Source organism: Flammeovirga kamogawensis (assembly GCF_018736065.1).
GTDB classification, from domain to species: domain Bacteria; phylum Bacteroidota; class Bacteroidia; order Cytophagales; family Flammeovirgaceae; genus Flammeovirga; species Flammeovirga kamogawensis.
Genome location: NZ_CP076128.1, coordinates 3,212,645 through 3,233,382 on the forward strand (window position 1 = coordinate 3,212,645; position 20,738 = coordinate 3,233,382).

Genomic DNA, 20,738 nt, shown 5'->3' on the forward strand with positions numbered 1-20,738 from the left:
AACACATAAATTATTAATAAAAAGAAAACTATGAATTTAGATCAATCTCAGATTATCTATGAAGACAATCATTTAGTGGTTGTGAATAAAGCTCCTGGTATATTGGTTCAGGGTGATGAGACAGGTGATGAAACATTAACTGACATCGTGAAACAATATGTAAAGGAAAAATATAATAAACCTGGAGCTGTATTTTTAGCTCCTGTACATAGATTAGACCGTCCTGTTAGTGGAGTTGTTGTGTTTGCAAGAACATCTAAAGCTGCTGAAAGAATGGCTAAAATATTTCATGATCATAAGATTACTAAAACTTATATGGCTTTAGTAGAAAAGCGTCCGCAAAAAGATGCTGATACTTTGATTAATTGGATGAAAAAAGACGATAAAAAGAACCGTTCTCATGTTTATCAATCCGAAAAGAAAGGGGGTAAATATGTAGAAACTCATTATCAGGTTCTTGGTAGAGTTGGTGATAATTACTGTTTAGAGGTAACACCTAAAACAGGTCGTTCACATCAGATTCGTGCACAATTAGGTAATATTGCAGCACCTATTAAAGGTGATATGAAATATGGTAGTAAGAAACAGATTTTAAAAGGTAAAATGATTTTCTTACATGCTAGACAATTACAATTTGAGCATCCTGTAAAGAAAGAGCCAATGCGATTTACTGCAAGGTTACCTGAACATGATATTTGGAAAAATTTCACTGAAATGTCTTCTACTATTTAGTAGATAGAATACTTAAGATATCAACAATCCCTATCGTCTTTTATTGATGATAGGGATTTTATTTTTTTTAATCTTAATAATTAAAAAGTTATCAACAGTATTGCTGTGAATAACTTTGTTCCACGTGGAATAATGATTAAAAATTGAATAATTTCAATACCAATGTTGATAACTATTGAAAACGATCATTGTATTTTGACTTATTAGATGAATAAAAGTTATCAACAACTTATTTTGTGTTGATAACCTTTACAACTTCTCCATAATCAACTTTTAAATTGAATATTTTCTCTAATGGATATTTGTTAAAATGTTGATGAAAAATGCGTAAAACAGTAGCGTGAGTGATGATTATTACTTTATCAACATCATGTTTTATAAGATCTTCAATAAAATTAATAACTCTTTTGTGTATATCTTTTAATGCTTCTCCATTTGGTGGTTTTTGATTCACAAAATCATTTCCCCACTTATCTAATTGATTTCTAGGTATATCATTCCAAGCTATTAATTCCCAATCACCAAAATTACATTCAAGAAGACGATTATCTGTTGAATACTGTGTTGATAACTTTTCAGCTAGTAACATACATCTACTTAATGGAGATGAGAAGATGATATCAACATCTGTTGGTAACTTGGTAATTACTTGAGTAATATCATCTTCAAAAGTATGAGCTAATGCAACGTCACTTTGCCCATAACAGATTCCTTTTTCGACAGCAACTTGTGTATGACGTACTATATAAATTTCCATACAATACTTAAAAGAAGATAAATAAAAACCTCAGTTAATTGTTGAGTTGCTCCAAGACAATCACCAGTGTACCCTCCTATTTTCTTTTTAAAATAATGACCTAAATAGCCTGTAAAAATTAATACTATAGGAATGATGACTACTAATACTATTTGTTGATAAAGAAAAAAAGGAAGGATTGCTATTGTTCCTCCAAATAGAATTGGTAAGCTGCTAAATTTTGTAATTGCAATTGGCTTTGATTTACTCTTATCTATATCTTGAACATAGGGTAAAAAATCTACTAAAAGAGAAGCCATAAACCTACTTAATGTATGTGCAGTAATAATACTGATCAGTAGATAATTAGTATCAATTGTTTGAAGACTAACTAATAGTTTGAATTTTAACCCTAAAATAATTATTAGAGATACAGTGCCATATGTACCAATACGGCTATCCTTCATAATTGTAAGAATTTTTTCTTTTGTATATCCCCCGCCAAAAGCATCAAAGGTATCGGCTAAACCATCTTCATGAAAAGCACCTGTTATCCAAATACTCAAAATCATTGAAAAAATTATTGAAATTTCTGGATTTAAAAATTGCCTTAAACCTTGATATGCACATATAGAAATAAATCCAACAATTAAACCAATTACAGGGAAATATTTTCTTGATTTTTGTAAGTATTCTTGATCAAAAGGTACCCAACTTGGTATAGGTATTCTAGTGAAAAATTGTAGTGCAGTAAAGAATAAGTAGAGTTCTTTTTTCATTACTTATTACTCACATTAGCAGAAGAAAAGCTAGCCATTTCATTCATGAAATTAACAGCACTTTGAACAATAGGAAAAGCCATAGCAGTACCAGTTCCTTCGCCTAATCGCATTCCCAAATGTAACAATGGGTTGGCTTCTAATTTTTGTAATAAAAGTGTGTGTCCTTTTTCATCAGAAACATGACTAAATATGGCATTTTTCTGAATATCTGGGTTTAGTGTCTTAGCTATTGCATATGCAGAAGAAACAATAAAGCCATCAACCATAATCATTTTCTTAAGAGAAGCAGCTTCTAACATGGCAGCAGCAATCATACAGATCTCATATCCACCAAATGCACTTAATATTCCAATTGCAGATGAAATATCTCCATGCTTTTGTTTTACTTGTTCTAATACGTTGAATTTCTTTTTAAAACCTTCAAGATCGACCCCAGTACCTTTACCGATACATTCATCCAATCTTAAATTATAGAGAGCACTCATTATTAAGGTAGCCGATGATGTATTACCAATACCCATTTCTCCAAAACCAATTATATCTGCATCTTTTACATCATCACTATTGATAATCTCTTTCGCTTTATCAAAACACATAGCAATTTCATTAGAAGATAATGCAGGACCATGGAGCATGTTTTGGGTACCATTGCCAATTTTCGCATTTATTAAATCAGGAATATTACCAAAATCATGATTGACTCCTGCATCTACAATTTTTAATTGAATTTTATGCTGATTAGCAAAAACATTTATTGCAGCTCCTCCATTCAAGAAATTATGTACCATTTGAAAAGTTACTTCTTGAGGGTAGGCACTAACTCCTTCTTTTGCAAGACCATGATCTGCAGCAAAAACAATTATTGTAGGCTTATTTAAAGTTGGAGATGTTGTATTTTGAACTAAACAGATTTGTTTTGCTAAATCTTCTAATTCTCCTAGTGCTCCAATTGGTTTTGTTTTTAAATCTATTTTCTGTTGAATATCTGAAGTCAAGCTCATAGTTTGTTATCAAGTTTTTTTAAGTACTTGTGCAAAAGTACAAGAAAAAGTAGAAATGCTAGTCAAATTAGATCTCAACTTCTAATAAATAATAGACATATGATTTTATAATTTATATAGAATTAATTAAGTTGATTCTATAACCATAAACACATCAATATATGAAATCAATTAAACCATCTGAGGTAACGACTGCAGAGATGCATTCTTATCTTCTAAATTCTATTGCTCCAAGGCCAATTGCGTTTGTAAGTACTGTTGATAGGGATAACGCAGTTAACCTTAGTCCTTATAGTTGTTTTAATTTTTTTGGAGCTAATCCCCCAATTTTAATTTTTTCGCCGACCAAAAGTGTTAGAGAGAATACAGAAAAACACACTTTAGCAAATATAAGAGAGACAAAAGAATGTACTGTTAATATTGTTTCTTATGCTATTGTTGAGCAGATGTCTTTATCAAGTACAGCTTATGATAAAGGAGTTAATGAATTCGTTAAATCGGGGTTGTCAGAATTAAAATCTGATATCGTAAAACCTCCTCGAGTAAAAGAGTCTCCTGTACAATTTGAATGTATTTTAAAAGAAATTATTCCTTTGGGTAATGAAGGTGGTGCAGGTAACCTTGTAATTTGTGAGGTTGTAAAAATGCATATGGATGAAAATACCTTAGATGCAAAAGGAATGATTGATTCTACAAAATTAAATTTGATGGGAAGAATGGGTGGTAATATGTATGTTAAAGCATCTGGAGATGCTTTACTTTCTATTCAGAAACCTACAAGAAATAAAGGAATAGGTATTGATAAACTTCCATTGCATATTATTGAGAGTGATATTTTAACTGGAAATCATTTAGCAAAATTAGCCAACATAGAAAAACTGCCAACCGATATTGACTTTGAAAATATTGAAGTACCAGTTACCTCTTCAAGAGATGAGAATCATTTATTAGCAGCAAGGTTGTTGGATAAAGGGTTAATTCTTGAAGCATGGAAACTTCTATTAGTATAAAATAAAAGAGGTTGATTTTCGTAAAAACCAACCTCTTTTAAGATAAATATCTTGTAATGATTACTTCCAACCTTCATTTAAGAAGTCATGGAAAGTATCACCTCTTAATCCTAAACGGATAGTTTCTAAAGGAATAACCTCTCTTGGAGCAATATTACCTAAGTTTACGTTAGTACCAATTAATTTGATAAACCAAACTTGTTGTGCTTTTTGAGGAGCTTCCCAAATAATATTTTCGTAAGGAATCTGAGTTAAAATTTCTTCAACTAAACCAGATCTTACCTCTCCAGAAGAACGGAATAAACCAACATTACCGCCTTCACGAGCTTCTCCAATAACTTTCCAAGCACCAGCATCTAATTCGTTGCGCATTAATTCAATCCATTTATATGGAGGAATAATTTTAGCTTCATCTTTAGATCCAACTTCAGAAAGTACGGTAACTTGTTTTGATAGTCTATTGATGTATTCACACTTTACATCATGAGCCATATCCATAGAGCCATCAGATACTTCAGCATATTCTAAACCGAACTTATCTAAAACTCTTAAGTAGTCTTCGAATTGATTACGAATTACGAAAGCTTCGAATAGAGTACCACCAAGATAAACGTTGATACCTGCTTCTTTGTAAAGATTAATTTTTTCTTGAAGTTGAGGAAACACATAAGATGTAGCCCAACCCAATTTTACTATATCAATGTAATCACCTGAAGTTTCAAGAATATCTTCTACTTCACGTAAAGACATTCCTTTATCCATAGCCATAGTTAGCCCTTTATTTCTAGGCTTTGCACTTCTTTCAGGTAGATTATTTAAAACGTAATTCATCATCTGACGATTTGTAACAAAAAAATCGACTATAAATTTTTAAGTCGATACATTTTAGTGTGGTTTATAACTATACGCTAGGCATAGTCACAAGCCGATGCGCAATTTCGTAAATGTGAATGTGTTATGACGTATAATTTTGTTAAAAAATTAAAATATTAATTCTAATTAGGAATAAATATCATTTAAACTTCTGAATTGCTGTCTCTAGGATTTTTTTCACGGTAGAATTTGGAATAAAATCAACTAATTCTTGATGTGCATCATAATTTAGTTTTAATCCTTTTTCAATATGTTTGTAGGCATCTTTTAATTTTCCTCTTAATAAAAGGTAGGCAGATAATCTATAATGTAAAGAGTGGTTTTCTGGTAGATGGTTTAAACCTTCTAATATTATATTTGATGCTTCGGTTAGATCATTTTCTGAATTATAAACTTCCGACCAGTCTAACCATAAGTTTACATTCTTAGGGTTGATTTCGCTTCCTTCTTTAAATGCTTCTAAACCGGATGCTATATTTCCTAATTGACATTCTGCTCTTGCTAAAGAATACCAATATTCATCATAAAACTTATTTAGTTTTACGGCTTTATTTAAGTAATGCGTTGCCTGAAGAAAGTTACCTAGTTTTCTATGATTTTCTCCAACACCAAACCAAGCTTCATCGTAATGCTCATCTACCTCAATTGCTTTTTTAAAGTAACGAATCCCAACATTATAATCATCCATTAACTCGGCAGAAGCTCCTAAATGACAATATAATTCAGCTGTAGGAGACTCTGTGTATTGAAGTGCTTCAAGATACATTCTAAATGATTCAGGATACTGTTTTAAATTCATAAAACAATGTCCCATTTGCATATATGCCAGGTCGAATTTATCATTTACAAGCGTAGCATATTCTAATGCCGCTAGTGCTTTAGAATAATTTTTTGTTTGACTGTAGAAGATCCCCATATTGTACCATGCATCAGCAGAATAAGGATCATTGTCAATAAATTCTTGTAAGAAATTATTAATATCTAATAGCTTATTCGTTTGGTTTCCACAGTCAATAAGCTCATATATAGCATCTTCATGGGTAATGTCACTTTCAATTGCTTTTTTATATGCTAGAGTAGCTTTCTCAAAATCATTTATTGATTGAAGTGTAATACCAATGTTATAAAAAACATCAGCAGGGTTTTCTGCAACAGGTAATGCTTGTTCAAAACTAGCAATAGCCAAATCTGTCTCTCCTAAAATTGAATGTAAATTTCCTTTATGGAATAAAACTTGGAAGTCTGTAGGTGCAATTTTCTCTGCATTATTTATTGCAGTAAAAGCTTCTTTAAACTGACCTGAATAGGCTAAGATACGTGCTTTTAAAACTAGAATAGAGGTAGAAAAAGGATATACTTGATGTGCATTCTCACATACATTTAATGCTTGTGGAATTTTAAAATTGATAAAATAATGTTCTATGATGTCTTCAAAGGTACTTAAATCAAAAAATTCGATTCTCCCCTCTTTTTCCATCAACTCGTATTTCTCAATCGCTTTTTTTATATCGCTTTGACTATTTGACATTTTGAAGATTTTGTTAATCAATACCGTACCTCAGTACAGTTTATAAGTTGTATAATATCGGAATAAATACTATTTGATGCTGTTAATAGCTTATTTATTCTAATAATTATAATTGAATCGCTTTCTATTAAAGTGATTCGTTAACCCATTTCATAGTATCGTTTAACGAAATAAATGGGATTTTGATTTGATCTTGAGCCTTTTTATTATCATACTCATACCTAGAAAAAAGTGACTTGATCAAGTCTTTTGAAAGTTGACTTGATTTTCCAGTAAATATTGAAAATACTTTCTCTATGTAATAAATAAAATTAACTGAAGATTTTGAGATCTTTTTATTAGGGGCTTTTACATTTAAACCATTACTTATTGTTTCTAAAGCTAGTTTAAATGGGAGGTTTGAAGCGTTTAAAATATATCTTTCTCCAGATATAGGTAACTCAATAGCTTTAATAACTGCAGTCGTAACATCTCTTACATCCACAGAACTAAAAAGCCCAGAAGGATAATACTTCACCCCTTTTTGAATTGTTTTAAAGATAGTGAGGCTACTTCTGTTCCAATCTCCTACTCCTAAAATTACAGATGGGTTTAATACAACAACATCTAAACCTTCTCTGTATCCTCGCCAAACTTCTTGTTCAGCATTATATTTTGAAATAGCATAGGCAGACATTCCTTTGTCGCCAGTCCATTTTGAATTTTCATCAATAAAATTACCGTATTCAGGAACTCCTAATGCAGCAATAGAACTTATATGGATAAATTTTTTGACACCAGCTTGTAATGAAATGTTTACAAGATTTGCCGTGCCATTTACATTTACAGCTCTAAGGTCATCTAATGTAGTATTAAAAGAAACAATAGATGCTGTATGGATTACATAATCTATTTCTTTAAGCTCTTCTAAAAGTGAATTAGGATCGAGAATATCTATATCTACCCAAGTAACTAACTTACTGTCATCACCTAAAAATGATTTATCATTACGTTTACCATTTAAGGCAATTACATGGGCTCCTGTTTGTAGGATACTTTTTAGAATATATCCTCCTACAAAACCTGTTGCTCCAGTTATAAATACTTTTTTTCCTTCTAGTAACAATGGAATTTACTTTTGAGGTACTTTAATAATAAGATTGTTCTGTAAAGGTAAACCAAGTGCTTTATTATAGTACGACAATGTGCGTACTTTTTTTAACCAATTTAAATGTTTTGCCTTATGACAATCACTACCTATAAAATCAACTAATTGATCATTAATAAGGTTTTGAGCAATTTCTTTTGCTTTTGATGAATAATACCCTGCTAACGATAAAGCGTTTACTTGTAAAAGGGCTCCTAAGCTCTTCCAACGTTTAATTTCATCGTAATTACCATAGGTATAAGTATATCGTTCTGGGTGAGCAATTATGGGTTTGTATCCTTTTGAAATACACAAAAAGATTACTTCGTCTATAAAGAAACAAGAATTTATAAAAGATGTTTCTAGTAAAATATAATTATCACCAAAAGTAAGAAGAGGCTCATTACTTTTTAATTTTTTCAGAAAACCATCATCTAAATAATATTCAGCGGCGGCAGATAAATTTACATTGATATTTTGTTTATCAACTTCTGCTTGTACTAATGCTAACTTTTCAAGAATAATTTCTGGAGTGTTTTTATAAAAATCACTCATTACATGAGGGGTAGCAACAAGGTTTTTATATCCCATGTCAACTAATCCTTTTATAATATCTATTGATTCTTCAAGAGATTGGGCACCATCATCAATATTTGGTAAAAAATGGGCATGCATGTCACTTGTAATCTGAGGTCCTAATGGCTCAGAAACAACTACCTCTTTTTTATTATTTTTGAATAAATTAGTAAACCACTTCATAATGGATGCTCTTGTTTAAAAATCATTGTTAGCTTACAAAAATACAAATACTAAATATAAACATATACTTATGTACGTTATAAAACCCAAATGTGTTTTTTACTTATTTTTAAATAGCTTCTTCCAAAATGGTTTTTTCTTCTCATCAAAGTAGGCTAAATCCCCCTCTGATAAATCAGATTCATACCCATAAGTGTATCCATATCCAAATCCATCAGAGCTATATGACATTGTGCCATATCCATAACCATAGCCACCATAACTTCTTCTGTCAGGAACAGAATTAAGTATAATAGAGATATTAGGAAACTTGCTAGATTTATAAAGGTTGTTTGCGTTATCAATAAAAGAGACTTTAGAATAATCAGCTCGTACTACATAGATTGGATTTGTTACATGACGCATGATTATCATCCCATCAGTTACTAAACCTACAGGAGGAGAATCGAGCATTACTACATCATATTCTTCTTTTAATTTTGTCAAGAAGCTAGTAAAGTTTTTAGACATTACTAACTCTGATGGATTTGGAGGAATAGGTCCAGCACTAATGTATTTTAAAGTAGGTATATCTGTATCCTGTAAGCACTCTTCTACAGTAGTTTGTCCAATAAGAATTGATGATGCTCCTTTAATATTACTCCCACCAAAAGCTAAATGTACCTTAGGTTTTCGTAAGTCGAGATCGACCATAATTACTTTTTTGTCTGACATAGCAATAATACCAGCAAGATTAGAAGCAATAAATGTTTTTCCTTCGCCACTAATTGTAGAAGTCACAGAAATTACACGAGCATCTTTACTGTTTTCTGCATCAAAGCTATCAGAAACCATAAAGTCTAAATTAGTTCTTACAGACCTAAAAGCTTCACTCATTGTAGATTTAGGATCAGTAGAAACTACTAATTTAGAAACGGGCATTTCTTCTTTCTGATATTTAGGAATTAGCCCTAAAATTGGCATTCCTGTTCTACGTTCTAGGTGTTTAATACCACTAATTTTATCCATTCTGATATATACTATGACTAGCATAATAACAGAAATAAATAAGCCTATAGCCATACTGATAGCAATAGCTATAATCTTTTTTGGAGCAATAGGAATTTTACTAGCATAAGCCTCATTAATTACGGCAGAGCTTTCTATAGTACTAGCTTGTGCCATACTCACCTCAATCATTTTATTGGTAAGAAGATCATAAATACTAGTATAAATTTCTACTCGCTTTTCAATTTTTTTAAGATCAGGGTCTCCTCCAATATTTTGATAGAATACCGTTTTGAGTTTAGAAATTTCTCTTTGAAGATCTCTAATGTTATCATCTAAGAAAGCTTCTGCAAACTTTATAGATTCAGCAACTTCATAACGTAATTTTTTATACAATTCTAGTTTTGCATTACTTGCAATAGTATTTGATGTATAAGACTCTTTAATTCTTAAAGCTTCTGTTTCTAGTTTTGCAAGCTCATCTAAGCTAGAAGAAATACTACCATCTGTAAGAATTGTAGCATAAGCTTGTATGTAAACAATACTGCTATCGGCTTCTAGAAAATGTCTTAACTTTTGGTATTTCTTTTTTTCATTTTTAAGTGAAGATAAAGATTTTTCCAATTCTTGAATATTACCTACAATAGGTCCAGCTTCCATATATGAAGATAAGTCCTTACCATAGCTTATCGCTCTCATTTTTTTTTCTTGAAGTGCTAGAGAGTCTTTAGTAGTATCAATTTGTTTAAAAAGATAAGTTAAAGCTCTTTCGTAAACCAAAGCTTTACTTTCTCTAGATAACTGACTGTAGGCTGTATTTATAGCTTTTAGCACAGCTACTGCTTTTTCTCTGTTTGCCGCTTTAAAAGATATTTGGATTGTATTTGCTTTTGGGTCGAATATTAAAACACTAATATTTTTCTTTATGAATTTAGTAATACTCGATTTTGAATTGAACTGAAAGGAATATCTATTATTATCAACATTTGGAGACTTACTTCTAATAATAATAGGTTGTCCACCTAAAGAGAACCTTTGTCCAGACTTTCCTTCAATTTCGTTTTCTTGCTCACCAATTTTGTAAGTAATAATAAAGTTTTTTCCACCATTACTAAACTCTAATAAAAAAGGTAAATCTTTTAATGCTGGTTGAATATTATTGGGGTATTCGAAGGTAAAAGGAACTGCATCTCCAAATAACTCTGAATTTCTAACATCACCAACAGATTGATAAGTAACTGTAAGATCAATTAAAGAATCAATTACACGGTTATATGTTACACCAGAAGTAATTAATGCCATTTCACTCTCTAATTTACCATCATTTAGAGAGTTATTCATGATACCAAATTTCTCTGCAAAATCTTGAGAAGAAGAGGTTAACTTAATTTGATTAAGTGTACTTGCTTCATAGATTCTAGGTGTCCACCTTATATAAAGGAAAGCACACATACCTGCCATCATTAAAATGAGAATAACCCAGATAAACTTTTTCTTGATAACAAATTCAAGCTTATCAAAATCTATATTATTAGAAAGGTTATCACCGTCATTATCGTGGTCGTCCCATTCTTTATCAAAATCTGTCATAAACGGAAGCTTTTAAACTTTCACTATTAATTTGTGGCAATTTGTTGAATCAGTAAGTAAAGTGATACAACACTTGATACAACACTTACCAATAACGTTAAATCTTGAAGATTACGTGTATCTGATTTTCTTCTTGGTTCAAGGTAAATTACATCATTAGGCATTACATTAATATTTGCCTTTGCAAGACCTTGAATTGTACTTAAATCAACAATTTGTACCGATGGTTTATTAAATCCATACTTAGGGTCCGGTCTAATCATTCGGATATTTGTTGCCATAATATCGTTTTGAACAGGTACACCATTATTTTTTGCTGTTGCAGCAGCTCCTTGAGAAGCTAATGCGATAACATCTAATAAAGTCATATGTTCTGTTCTTAATGGTATAATTTCGGCTCCCGTTGCTCCCATTACAATCACACGTTTATTTGTGTATTGAGTGGCTACATATGGGTCTAAATAGAATTTACTATAAGCTTTTGCTAATGTTATATTTGCTTGTTCTAGTGTTTGTCCAACCAAATTGATATTTCCAACAAGAGGTAAGTTTACACAACTATCAGATTTAACAAGATATTTCTTTGGGTCATCACCATTTTCTCTAATAGGAGCATTCATTGCACTATTAGGGTTCTCAATCATTGTGTTATTATTCATGTTTCCAGAAGAAGAATTTCTTCCTAACGATGCAATTTGAGAAGGTTGTAAATAATCTCCATTAGGGTCAACTACTTTTTCTCCATCATTTGTAAAAACAGACATTGCAATAAAATCGTCTACCTCGATAGTATAATTATTGATTGCTGAATTTTCTGCATTTAAAAATGCATCTTCATTAATACTCTCGTCTGTTTTAAAAAGAATACTCTTACGTATAGAGCAAGATGATAAAGCAACTAAAAGTAATAAAAGAGTATATATATAATATTTGTATTTCATGTTTCGAATTATCACAAAGCGTTTATCAATTTAGCGAAAGAGTTTATGATAACGCTTATAAAAAATTAGATGGAAAATTATTACCTTCCATTGGGGTTCCTAATCTAACAAAAGTAATAAAAAAGGCCTACTCTCTGATCATAAATCAAAGAGTAGGCCTTAACTATTTTATAAAAAACTTATTTCTTGAATGATTTTACACCATTATCTAAGAATTCGATAAAGTTTTCAACATTTAAATCATATGCTTTGGCAGGGATCATTTTATCTCCATCACTATTTAATAGGCAATAATAAGGTTGAGCATTGCTATTAAATTTAGTAATCTGAAAATCGAAGTTTTTCGCCCCAATTGTTTTCTTAACATTACCATCAAAAGTTGATGTTATCCATTCACTTTCTGGAAGCTTAGTTGGATCATCTACATATAATGCTAAAATGATATAATCTTCTTTTAATTTTTGAAGAACTCTAGGATCTGACCATACATTATCTTCCATTTTTCTACAGTTAGCACAACCATGCCCTGTAAAATCTAAAAAGATAGGTTTACCAAATTTCTTAGATGCAGCTACAGCCTGATTATAATCAAAGTATCCTTTTAAACCATGTGGTAAATGGAATATATCTCCATATTTCACTGGGTAAAGCATCTCATTTTGTTCACCACTAGATATAGATGCATTTTCAACTTCTTGTCTTACTATAGCGTTAATATCAAATGTATGATGCGTTTGAGGAGGTAAGATTCCTGATAGCATTTTTAAAGGAGCTCCAAATAATCCTGGGATTAAATAAAATACAAAGGCAAATACAATTGTTGCTAGAATTAATCGTGGAGGACTAACTGTATCCATTGGAGAATCGTGTGGTAAACGAATTTTACCTAATAAATACAATCCTAACATAATTGATATTGCAATCCAGATAGCAACCATAATATCTTTATCCAAGATACCCCAATGATATACTAAATCTACAGTAGATAGGAATTTGAATGCTAAGGCTAATTCAACAAAACCTAAAACAACTTTTACAGAGTTTAACCATCCACCAGATTTTGGTAAACCTTTCATTAAACCAGGGAATAAAGCAAAAATTGTAAATGGAAGTGCAAATGCTGATGCAAAAGCTAACATACCAAAAATAGGCTTAAGGTATGCCCCTCCTACAGATTCTATAAGAATAGTTCCTACAATAGGTCCTGTACATGAGAAAGATACCAATACAAGTGTAAATGCCATAAAAAAGACAGAGAAGAAACCTCCTTTATCAGATTTTTGATCAACATTATTTACTAATGAACTAGGCATTGTAATCTCGAACATGCCAAAGAATGACATAGCAAAGATGATGAATATCGTAAAGAAAAGTATGTTTGGAATCCAGTGAGTACTTATTGCATTTGCAACACTAGGATCACCAGCAAGAGGTGCCAATACAACACCAAATAAACCATAAATACCAACTATGCTTAAACCATAAAATAATGCTTTCGCTTTCCCTCCACTCTGGTTAGTAAAGAATGATACTGTAAGAGGAATCATTGGGAATACACATGGAGTAAAAATAGCTGCAAGCCCGAAAATAAATGCTGAGATCATAAAACCCCAAATACTTTCACCTTCTGCAGGTTGCCCACTAGAAGAAACTGCTTTAAGTTCTTCTGTATTATTAGTTTTACTATCACTTACTGCTGTAACAGTAGAAACTTTTGCATCTTTATTTCCAAAAACAAACTCTTTTCCTAGAGGAATACATTGTCCTGTTTCATCAGAACAACTTTGTCCAGAAATACCTACCTCAATTTTAAAATCATCTTTTAAGATTTTTATTTTTTGAGTAAACTCACCATGTTTTTTAAAGTAAGTAATATCCCCTTCCCAAAGTTCATCGTATTTCTTTTTAGGGTTGATAGGTGTAAACTCTCCTGCTATTTGATAGGTGTTATTAGGCTTATATTCAACTTCAGTTAACATTGGTCCTAAATCAGGATCAAAATCTGAAGAATATAAATACCAACCATCTTTAATTTTAGCATGATAAGTAATTTCGATAACGTCTCCAGGTTTTGCATCTGGGTTAGATAATTCTGCACTCCATGTTACAGGGTTAATTAATTGAGCATTTATTGATGACAGCGTCACGAATAAAAACATCAAAGTCAGGCTGATTAATTTAGTAATTTTATACATTATTTATGATTGATATAATAATTAGAAGCCACTATTTACTACTTAAAGTAAGTTTAATCTGTGAGGCAGATCACATTTGGAAATAAAAGTGATTAAATACATTAATTATTACTACTATTAGAGTATTTCTTCTCTTAAGATAGATCTAAATTGATTGACTTTTTCTCCAAATTTTTCTTTTAGAATTGCATGTAACTCGGCTTCATGTGTACGCATAAACTTATCTGCTGCAGATAAATTATCTACATCTAGCATTAAAGCAAAGTTCGTTCCTTGGTTTTCAGCTTTCTCAGAGAGAAGCTTCATTAGTTTATAACTTTGAAAACATTCTGTCTTCAATACCTCAGGAATAAAGAAACTTTTCATCCATTCTTTCCAAGATGATAACATTTCGTCTTCAACATGGAATGATATATTATATAAGATCATGTGATTTTTTATTTTTTTGCAAAATACACACTCTAATAGAAATCAACTATTTTTCGATTCTTATTTTAATAGATATCTTTAAAATAAGACTTTTGCTATCAACTGTTTCTAGAATCCATAGAATAGAAATAGAATAACATTGTAAAGATCAGTTATAAAAATTGACTTCTAATTGGATATACTTCCTTTTTAGTTGGTATTATTTCCTTAATATTTAATTACGTATTTATTTACGTACAATTAATTAATTAAAATGATAAACATATAATGTAAAGACAATAAATAACATATTACAAAATAAACAATTTATTTTTAACTGATAATTAGCTACTTAATATAAGTACGTAGATATTTACGTTTATATTTAATATCTAGTTAATTAAAATACTTACATAGATTATTATGAAATAGATCTTGGTTTATTTGAAATAATAGGAAGGAATATTTTTTAAATTAAAGAGAAATAATAAGTACTTTTTTCATTTATAGTATTCTATAAACATTTTATAAAAAAGTTCCTGTAAGTAGTTAAAAAGTTACTTTTTGATTATCTGATTCTAATATGCTGTTTTACTAAAATTATAGTACATGCCCCCACAAACGATCTTGTGTGTAAAACGTTGTAGAGGGTAACTATGAAACCTAATTATTTCACAACATATACTACTATACCATTATTAAAGTTAAAGATTTGGACAGAAATTCAGACCTTTGCAATTAATGAGTATCAATTAAAAGGATTAGTGGAGAGTTTTGAACAAGACTTACACGATCTAATTAATAATGCTCGCTTGGGCCTAAAAAATGATAATCAACAAGGTATTTTTGAGGCGATGCATACTCTAAAAGGTATAGCAGGAACTTTAGGTGCTACTAGATTGCATAAAATGGCTCAAAGTGCTGAAAAATTAAGTATCAAACGACTTCAAGAGAAGAAAATAATTGACCAAATTGAACAATGTGGGAATGCTTCTCTAAAAGCAATGAATAGTAGTAGTGAATAAGCAATTACAAAAAGAGAGAAATGCTAATTTAATAAAAGCCGAAGCTAAACGCTTGGGTTTTTCTGAGTGCGGTATTGCCAAGGCTGGCTTTTTAGAGGAAGAAGCAGATCCTTTAGAAAAATGGCTTAAAAATAATATGCATGGAGAAATGGGGTACATGGCTAATCATTTTGATAAACGACTTGACCCTACCAAATTAGTTGAAGGAGCTAAATCAGTAGTAATGCTTTCTTACAACTATTACCCAGAAAAAGATTTAGCAAAAGATGGAAATTATAAGATTGCTAAATATGCTTATGGAGAAGATTATCATTATGTAATAAAACATAAATTGAAAGATCTTGTCAAATTTATTAATTCTGAGATTGGAGAAGTAGATGGACGTGTATTTGTAGATTCTGCTCCAGTAATGGAAAGAGCATGGGCAAAAAAAGCAGGGTTAGGTTGGGTAGGAAAACATAGTTTACTGCTTAACCGACAAATGGGAAGTTTCTTTTTTCTTGCAGAATTAATTATTGATCTTGATTTAGAAGCAGACCCTCCTGTTAAAGATTTTTGTGGAACATGTACAAGATGTATTGATGCCTGCCCGACAGATGCTATTCCAGAAAAAGGTGTAGTTGATGGTAGTAAATGTATATCTTACTTAACCATTGAATTAAAAGATCAAATTCCAACACAGTTTGAAGGTAAAATGAACGATTGGATTTTTGGTTGTGATATTTGTCAAGATGTTTGCCCGTGGAATAGATTCTCTTCCTCGCATTCAACAGATACATTCAATCCTCATCAAAATTTGGGAAATGTAGATAAGAAAGAATGGGAAGAATTAACAGAAGATGTTTTTAAAGAGCTATTTAAAAAATCGGCAATTAAAAGAACAAAATATGCAGGACTTATGCGGAATATTTCTTTTGCAAAAAAAAAGTGATTATCTAAATAATCACTTTTTAGTTTATAAGTTCTGTAACTTTATATTAGCCAACTAAAGAATAGGAGCTAATATGTTTATTACATTCGTTTTGAATTAAAAATGCATAATTTGGGAAAGTTGATTTACTCCATGATCTTAATGATAAAACTTCATTGATCGAGAGAATCCCCAAAGACTTGCGTAATTCTTTTAAGAATAGGTGACGATCGAACGAAACTTTCTTTAGAATTATTTTTGAATATTCAAGCATGATCGGGTTTTTGTTACTTGGTTGTTTGGTTATATAAAATATATAGTTGTCATCAATTATATTTCCTATGTTCGTTAACGTGAATATAGTGTAAAAGTTACATTTTTAGTAATTATTCTTGAAATTTTTATTTTTTTCACATTTTTTGTAGATATGAATTTAGATATTTACGGTATGAAATCAGTAGCATTCAAATACCATAATAATATTAAGTATATAGTTTTTGTGTTGAGCTTACTTTTATTAGGAATAGAAGGTATAGCACAAACAGTTACAGTAAACATAGGTAGAACTGAAATAGGTCAGAATGAAAATTTTGAAATTACTTTAACAGTAAAGAATGGTAGATTAACCAACTATTCTCAGTTTCCTGATATTCAAGGATTTAGAAAAGGGAGACCTTCTACATCAAGTCAGACATCCATAATAAATGGTCAAGTGTCTACGCAGCAGAGTGTTACACAAATGTATGCTCCAACTAAACAAGGAACGTTTGTTTTAAAGCCATTCAAGATGTCTGTAAATGGCAAATCTGTAAATAGTAAAGGAGCAACAATTAAAGTTGGTAAAGCTGTTCAGCGCCAATCTTACGACCCTTTTGCAGATTTTTGGGGAAATGGAGGTTCTCAGCAGCAACAGCAAGAACAACAATTTATAGATGTAGAAGCAGATGCTTTTTATGCTGTAAGTACAGATAAGAGATCAGTATATAGAGGTGAAGGCTTCAGGATGGATATTTCATTCTATGTTTCTGTTACAAATAGAGCAGAATTAGAATTTTTTAAAATTGATGAACAAATTTCTGATATTCTTAAAAAAGTAAAGCCAAAGAATTGTTGGGAAGAGAATTTTAATATTGAATCTATTCATCCAGAATATGTAACAGTAAATGGTAAATCATATCGTCAATATAAAATATATGAGGCGATGTTTTACCCTCTTAATACAGAAGATATTGTTGTAGCTCCTACTCAATTGAAAATGATTAAATACCAAGTTGCACAACGTCAGTCATTTTTTGGAAGAAATAGAAAAGAAGATGTTGAGATCTTTAAATCTAAAGGAAGAACAATAAAAGTAAAACCACTTCCAGATAGCCAATTTAAAAGTATTGCAAGTGTTGGTAATTACCGTATGAAAGAAGATGTTAGCGATACTAAAATTAAAACAGGAGAAAGTGTAACTCTTGAGTTTAAAGTAGAGGGAGAAGGTAATATATCATCTATTAGAGAGCCAGATGTTGTAGATTCTGAAAACCTATTATTCTATCCTCCTAGTATATCTCAAAATATAAAGAGAGCAAATAATCGAGTTGTTGGTTCGAAACAGTTTACTTATTATATAGAACCACAAGAGCCAGGAACATACAGCCTAAAAGATTTTGTGAGCCTATCTATCTTTAATCCAAGAACTAAGAAATATGAAGTTCTTCACCCTAAGGGAACAATTACAGTAGAAGGAAAAAGTTTAAGAGACGCAAACATTTCTAAAACAGATTTAGGATCTTTTTATGATTCTATGAAAAATGCAGACAATTCTCTTATACCAATGAATGAAACCTCTTGGATTCAAATAATTTTAAACATCTTTGTAGTAATAACCTTAGTAACAACAGGTGTATTGTTGTTCAAAAAAATCTAATAGTATGAAGAGTTTTTTGTCTCTAAATATAAAAATCATTGTACTACTGTTCTTGTCATCTTGTGAAAAGTATGTTGACACAGTACCACCAGTAGTAGACTGGTTTACTATAAATGAAAATGATGGGTCTGGAGAGGTAATGATTGACACCTTATCTACAGAATTAGAATATAGAGCTTATTTTAGAGATGTTGGTGGTATGTTATCATATTCTATCACTTATGAATCTAAGGATAATGATGGTCCAGGTTTAAGAGTACCTGCTTTCTTAAATACAATTGATACTTTTGCAATTGGTGGTGCTCAATCAGAAACATATACTAAAACAACCATATTTGGTGGAGATAATTCAGAAGGTTATTATGTAGCTGCAACAGGGTTATATGACATCCATTTAGATTATAGAGATCTGGCATTAAATGATGGTTCAAGAGTAACAATTCCTATAGAATTAAGAAATTACGCACCTTTTTTTAAATACCAAGATTTTGAAGAGGATAGTGTTAACGGTACAACTACTTCAATTTTTAATATTAGAGTTACAGTAGACGATTTAGATAACAACCTGAATGCATGTAATATGATAATGTATTCCAAAGTATACGAACCAGATTCTATTGAAACAGATGGTATTGTTTATGATTCGTTACTCGAATATACATTAACTCAACCTGTACCGGGTGCGGGACCATACCAAATAAATGAAACATTTGATTTTGACAGTGTTGGAATTTACGAGTTAAGGTTGTCTAGTTCTGATGATAAAAGAAATATAACAAACTCCATAATTACTATTGGAGTTCCAAAATAAAAAAAAGCGAGAAGCATTAAATGTGCTTCTCGCTTTTTTACTATATCTGTCTCGTCCTGAATTAGTGTTACACAAAACGTAACATTATGAATGAAGATCAAGAATATCAGTACACTAAACGTACACAAAAAGATTACAGCTACTCTTTTAAATTACAAGTTGTAGATGAAGTGGAACGAGGGGAAATTGGTATAACGGCAGCCAGACTTAAATATGGAATACAAGGTCATGGTACCATCCGTACTTGGATAAGAAAGTATGGTAATTTAGATTGGGATAATAAATCTGATTTAAAAATGGGAAAGACACCAGAACAAAAATTAATGGAGCTAGAACAAAAAGTTCTATTATTAGAGAAGCAAAAAGCTTCTTTAGAAAAACAACTCTACGTAACAGATAAAAAAGCAATTTTCTTTGATATGATGATCGATATTGCTGAGGATGAGTTTAATATTCCTATTAGAAAAAAGTCTTTACCCAAGCAGTTGACCAATTCAAAAAAGAAGAAAAAATAGGAGTCAAACCGACTTGTGAATTGCTTGGGTTAAATCGACAAATTTATTATCGTTCAAAAAGGAAAGTAAAAAAGAATAATAGTATTGCATCTAAAGTAGTAGACTTAGTGAAAAGAATTCGTTTGAAGCAAACTAAAATAGGGACAAGGAAATTATATCAATTACTTCTTCCTGAATTGCAATTACTAAATGTAGGTCGAGATAAGCTTTTTGATATCATGAGGGCTAATCGACTCGATATCAAGCCTAAAAAACAATATCATGTCACTACAAATTCTCATCACAGATTTAAAAAGCATAAAAATCTTATTGAGCATTTGGAAATAAATAGACCTGAACAAGTATTAGTTTCTGATATAACTTACATAGGTGAGCGAAGTAACCCAATGTATCTCTCCTTGGTAACAGATGCTTATTCTAAGAAAATAATGGGGTTAAACGTATCAGATAGTTTGAATGCAAATGGAGCTATTGCAGCATTAAAAGAAGCACTGAAAAATAGAAACTATGTTGATTTACCAATGATACACCATTCAGATAGAGGATTACAATATTGTAGTCACGAGTATCAACGACATCTTCAGGAAAATAAAGTATTGTGCTCGATGACGGAATCTTACGATCCTTATCAAAATGCGGTAGCAGAAAGAATAAACGGAATTCTTAAGCAAGAATTTATTTTAGGAATAAAAATTAATGATCTCGATTTAATGAATAAATTTATTAGAGAATCTGTATATATTTACAATAATGAAAGGCCTCATTGGAGTAATTATATGAAGACACCTGTTGAGATGCATCAGCAAAGTGAAATAAAAATGAGAACTTATAAAAGTAAAAATAGCACCGAGTCTACACTCGATGCTATCAATATATAATAGTCTAAATCTGTAA

Annotated in this window: 19 protein-coding genes; 8 read left to right on the forward strand and 11 right to left on the reverse strand. The window is 30.9% G+C overall.

The features are described 5' to 3' along the window. The first annotated feature begins 30 nt into the window (after positions 1-30). On the forward strand, positions 31-732 hold the full coding sequence (locus KM029_RS12785) for an RluA family pseudouridine synthase (protein WP_144073643.1): 702 nt from the start codon (positions 31-33) through the stop codon (positions 730-732). A 229-nt stretch (positions 733-961) separates the two neighbouring features. On the opposite strand, the gene cobC is transcribed toward KM029_RS12785, so the two are convergent. From cobC to cobT, 3 genes are read right to left on the reverse strand one after another with little or no spacing between them, the layout of a single operon-like run. Continuing rightward, on the reverse strand, positions 962-1,489 hold the full coding sequence (cobC, locus tag KM029_RS12790) for an alpha-ribazole phosphatase (RefSeq protein ID WP_144073644.1): 528 nt from the start codon (positions 1,487-1,489) through the stop codon (positions 962-964). Further along, a complete protein-coding gene (locus tag KM029_RS12795) occupies positions 1,474-2,247 on the reverse strand; it encodes an adenosylcobinamide-GDP ribazoletransferase (protein WP_144073645.1) in 774 nt (257 codons plus the stop codon). The genes cobC and KM029_RS12795 overlap by 16 nt, the downstream gene beginning before the upstream one ends. Continuing rightward, positions 2,247-3,251, reverse strand: coding sequence for a nicotinate-nucleotide--dimethylbenzimidazole phosphoribosyltransferase (gene cobT / locus KM029_RS12800; protein ID WP_144073646.1), 1,005 nt, complete (start codon positions 3,249-3,251; stop codon positions 2,247-2,249). Before cobT ends, KM029_RS12795 begins: the two co-directional genes overlap by 1 nt. Positions 3,252-3,412: 161 nt before the next feature. Between cobT and KM029_RS12805 the strand changes: the two genes are divergently transcribed. Continuing rightward, positions 3,413-4,261, forward strand: a complete 849-nt coding sequence (locus tag KM029_RS12805; RefSeq protein ID WP_144073647.1) for a flavin reductase family protein — start codon at positions 3,413-3,415, stop codon at positions 4,259-4,261. Between the two features lie 60 nt (positions 4,262-4,321). On the opposite strand, the gene KM029_RS12810 is transcribed toward KM029_RS12805, so the two are convergent. The 8 genes from KM029_RS12810 to KM029_RS12845 form a co-directional block, all read right to left on the reverse strand. Continuing rightward, positions 4,322-5,092, reverse strand: coding sequence for a phosphosulfolactate synthase (locus KM029_RS12810; RefSeq protein WP_144075688.1), 771 nt, complete (start codon positions 5,090-5,092; stop codon positions 4,322-4,324). A 181-nt stretch (positions 5,093-5,273) separates the two neighbouring features. Next, on the reverse strand, positions 5,274-6,662 hold the full coding sequence (locus KM029_RS12815; protein ID WP_144073648.1) for a tetratricopeptide repeat protein: 1,389 nt from the start codon (positions 6,660-6,662) through the stop codon (positions 5,274-5,276). A gap of 127 nt (positions 6,663-6,789) precedes the next feature. Next, positions 6,790-7,767 (reverse strand): NAD-dependent epimerase/dehydratase family protein, encoded by a 978-nt coding sequence (locus KM029_RS12820; protein WP_158631049.1) that lies wholly within the window; start codon positions 7,765-7,767, stop codon positions 6,790-6,792. Positions 7,768-7,773: 6 nt separating this feature from the next. Beyond that, entirely contained in the window at positions 7,774-8,547 is a 774-nt protein-coding gene (locus tag KM029_RS12825; RefSeq protein ID WP_221465180.1) for a tyrosine-protein phosphatase, read from the reverse strand. Between the two features lie 99 nt (positions 8,548-8,646). Then, positions 8,647-11,124 carry a tyrosine-protein kinase gene (locus tag KM029_RS12830; RefSeq protein ID WP_144073651.1) on the reverse strand — a complete coding sequence of 826 codons (2,478 nt, stop codon included), beginning with the start codon at positions 11,122-11,124 and terminating at the stop codon, positions 8,647-8,649. 26 nt (positions 11,125-11,150) lie between these two features. Next, positions 11,151-12,065 (reverse strand): polysaccharide biosynthesis/export family protein, encoded by a 915-nt coding sequence (locus tag KM029_RS12835; RefSeq protein ID WP_144073652.1) that lies wholly within the window; start codon positions 12,063-12,065, stop codon positions 11,151-11,153. Between the two features lie 179 nt (positions 12,066-12,244). Further along, on the reverse strand, positions 12,245-14,224 hold the full coding sequence (locus KM029_RS12840; protein ID WP_240050298.1) for a protein-disulfide reductase DsbD family protein: 1,980 nt from the start codon (positions 14,222-14,224) through the stop codon (positions 12,245-12,247). A gap of 153 nt (positions 14,225-14,377) precedes the next feature. Beyond that, positions 14,378-14,689 carry a DUF4286 family protein gene (locus KM029_RS12845; RefSeq protein ID WP_144073654.1) on the reverse strand — a complete coding sequence of 104 codons (312 nt, stop codon included), beginning with the start codon at positions 14,687-14,689 and terminating at the stop codon, positions 14,378-14,380. A 635-nt stretch (positions 14,690-15,324) separates the two neighbouring features. On the opposite strand from KM029_RS12845, the gene KM029_RS12850 reads away from it, so the two are divergent. The 6 genes from KM029_RS12850 to KM029_RS12875 all read left to right on the forward strand — a co-directional run bounded on the left by KM029_RS12850 (position 15,325) and on the right by KM029_RS12875 (position 20,722). Next, positions 15,325-15,693, forward strand: a complete 369-nt coding sequence (locus tag KM029_RS12850) for an Hpt domain-containing protein (RefSeq protein WP_144073655.1) — start codon at positions 15,325-15,327, stop codon at positions 15,691-15,693. Continuing rightward, positions 15,686-16,624: a tRNA epoxyqueuosine(34) reductase QueG gene (gene queG / locus KM029_RS12855; protein WP_144073656.1), complete on the forward strand. Its 939-nt coding sequence runs from the start codon at positions 15,686-15,688 to the stop codon at positions 16,622-16,624. Before KM029_RS12850 ends, queG begins: the two co-directional genes overlap by 8 nt. A 406-nt stretch (positions 16,625-17,030) precedes the next feature. Further along, on the forward strand, positions 17,031-18,518 hold the full coding sequence (locus KM029_RS12860) for a BatD family protein (protein ID WP_144073657.1): 1,488 nt from the start codon (positions 17,031-17,033) through the stop codon (positions 18,516-18,518). A 4-nt stretch (positions 18,519-18,522) separates the two neighbouring features. Further along, the gene (locus KM029_RS12865) at positions 18,523-19,329 is read left to right on the forward strand and encodes a hypothetical protein (protein WP_144073658.1); all 807 of its coding nucleotides are present in this window, start codon (positions 18,523-18,525) and stop codon (positions 19,327-19,329) included. A gap of 86 nt (positions 19,330-19,415) precedes the next feature. After that, positions 19,416-19,844: a transposase gene (locus tag KM029_RS12870; RefSeq protein ID WP_205125413.1), complete on the forward strand. Its 429-nt coding sequence runs from the start codon at positions 19,416-19,418 to the stop codon at positions 19,842-19,844. 20 nt (positions 19,845-19,864) lie between these two features. Continuing rightward, on the forward strand, positions 19,865-20,722 hold the full coding sequence (locus KM029_RS12875) for an IS3 family transposase (protein WP_205125414.1): 858 nt from the start codon (positions 19,865-19,867) through the stop codon (positions 20,720-20,722). Positions 20,723-20,738: the final 16 nt, after the last annotated feature.

Bases quoted from the DNA above. Each gene is read 5' to 3' on its own strand.
- cobC (WP_144073644.1), bottom strand. From the start codon at position 1,489: ATGGAAATTTATATAGTACGTCATACACAAGTTGCTGTCGAAAAAGGA.
- cobT (WP_144073646.1), bottom strand. From the start codon at position 3,251: ATGAGCTTGACTTCAGATATTCAACAGAAAATAGATTTAAAAACAAAA.
- KM029_RS12825 (WP_221465180.1), bottom strand. From the start codon at position 8,547: ATGAAGTGGTTTACTAATTTATTCAAAAATAATAAAAAAGAGGTAGTT.
- KM029_RS12815 (WP_144073648.1), bottom strand. From the start codon at position 6,662: ATGTCAAATAGTCAAAGCGATATAAAAAAAGCGATTGAGAAATACGAG.
- KM029_RS12845 (WP_144073654.1), bottom strand. From the start codon at position 14,689: ATGATCTTATATAATATATCATTCCATGTTGAAGACGAAATGTTATCA.
- KM029_RS12865 (WP_144073658.1), top strand. From the start codon at position 18,523: ATGAAGAGTTTTTTGTCTCTAAATATAAAAATCATTGTACTACTGTTC.
- KM029_RS12805 (WP_144073647.1), top strand. From the start codon at position 3,413: ATGAAATCAATTAAACCATCTGAGGTAACGACTGCAGAGATGCATTCT.
- KM029_RS12850 (WP_144073655.1), top strand. From the start codon at position 15,325: ATGAAACCTAATTATTTCACAACATATACTACTATACCATTATTAAAG.
- KM029_RS12860 (WP_144073657.1), top strand. From the start codon at position 17,031: ATGAATTTAGATATTTACGGTATGAAATCAGTAGCATTCAAATACCAT.
- KM029_RS12810 (WP_144075688.1), bottom strand. From the start codon at position 5,092: ATGAATTACGTTTTAAATAATCTACCTGAAAGAAGTGCAAAGCCTAGA.
- KM029_RS12870 (WP_205125413.1), top strand. From the start codon at position 19,416: ATGAATGAAGATCAAGAATATCAGTACACTAAACGTACACAAAAAGAT.
- KM029_RS12835 (WP_144073652.1), bottom strand. From the start codon at position 12,065: ATGAAATACAAATATTATATATATACTCTTTTATTACTTTTAGTTGCT.
- KM029_RS12840 (WP_240050298.1), bottom strand. From the start codon at position 14,224: ATGTTTTTATTCGTGACGCTGTCATCAATAAATGCTCAATTAATTAAC.
- KM029_RS12830 (WP_144073651.1), bottom strand. From the start codon at position 11,124: ATGACAGATTTTGATAAAGAATGGGACGACCACGATAATGACGGTGAT.
- KM029_RS12785 (WP_144073643.1), top strand. From the start codon at position 31: ATGAATTTAGATCAATCTCAGATTATCTATGAAGACAATCATTTAGTG.
- KM029_RS12795 (WP_144073645.1), bottom strand. From the start codon at position 2,247: ATGAAAAAAGAACTCTACTTATTCTTTACTGCACTACAATTTTTCACT.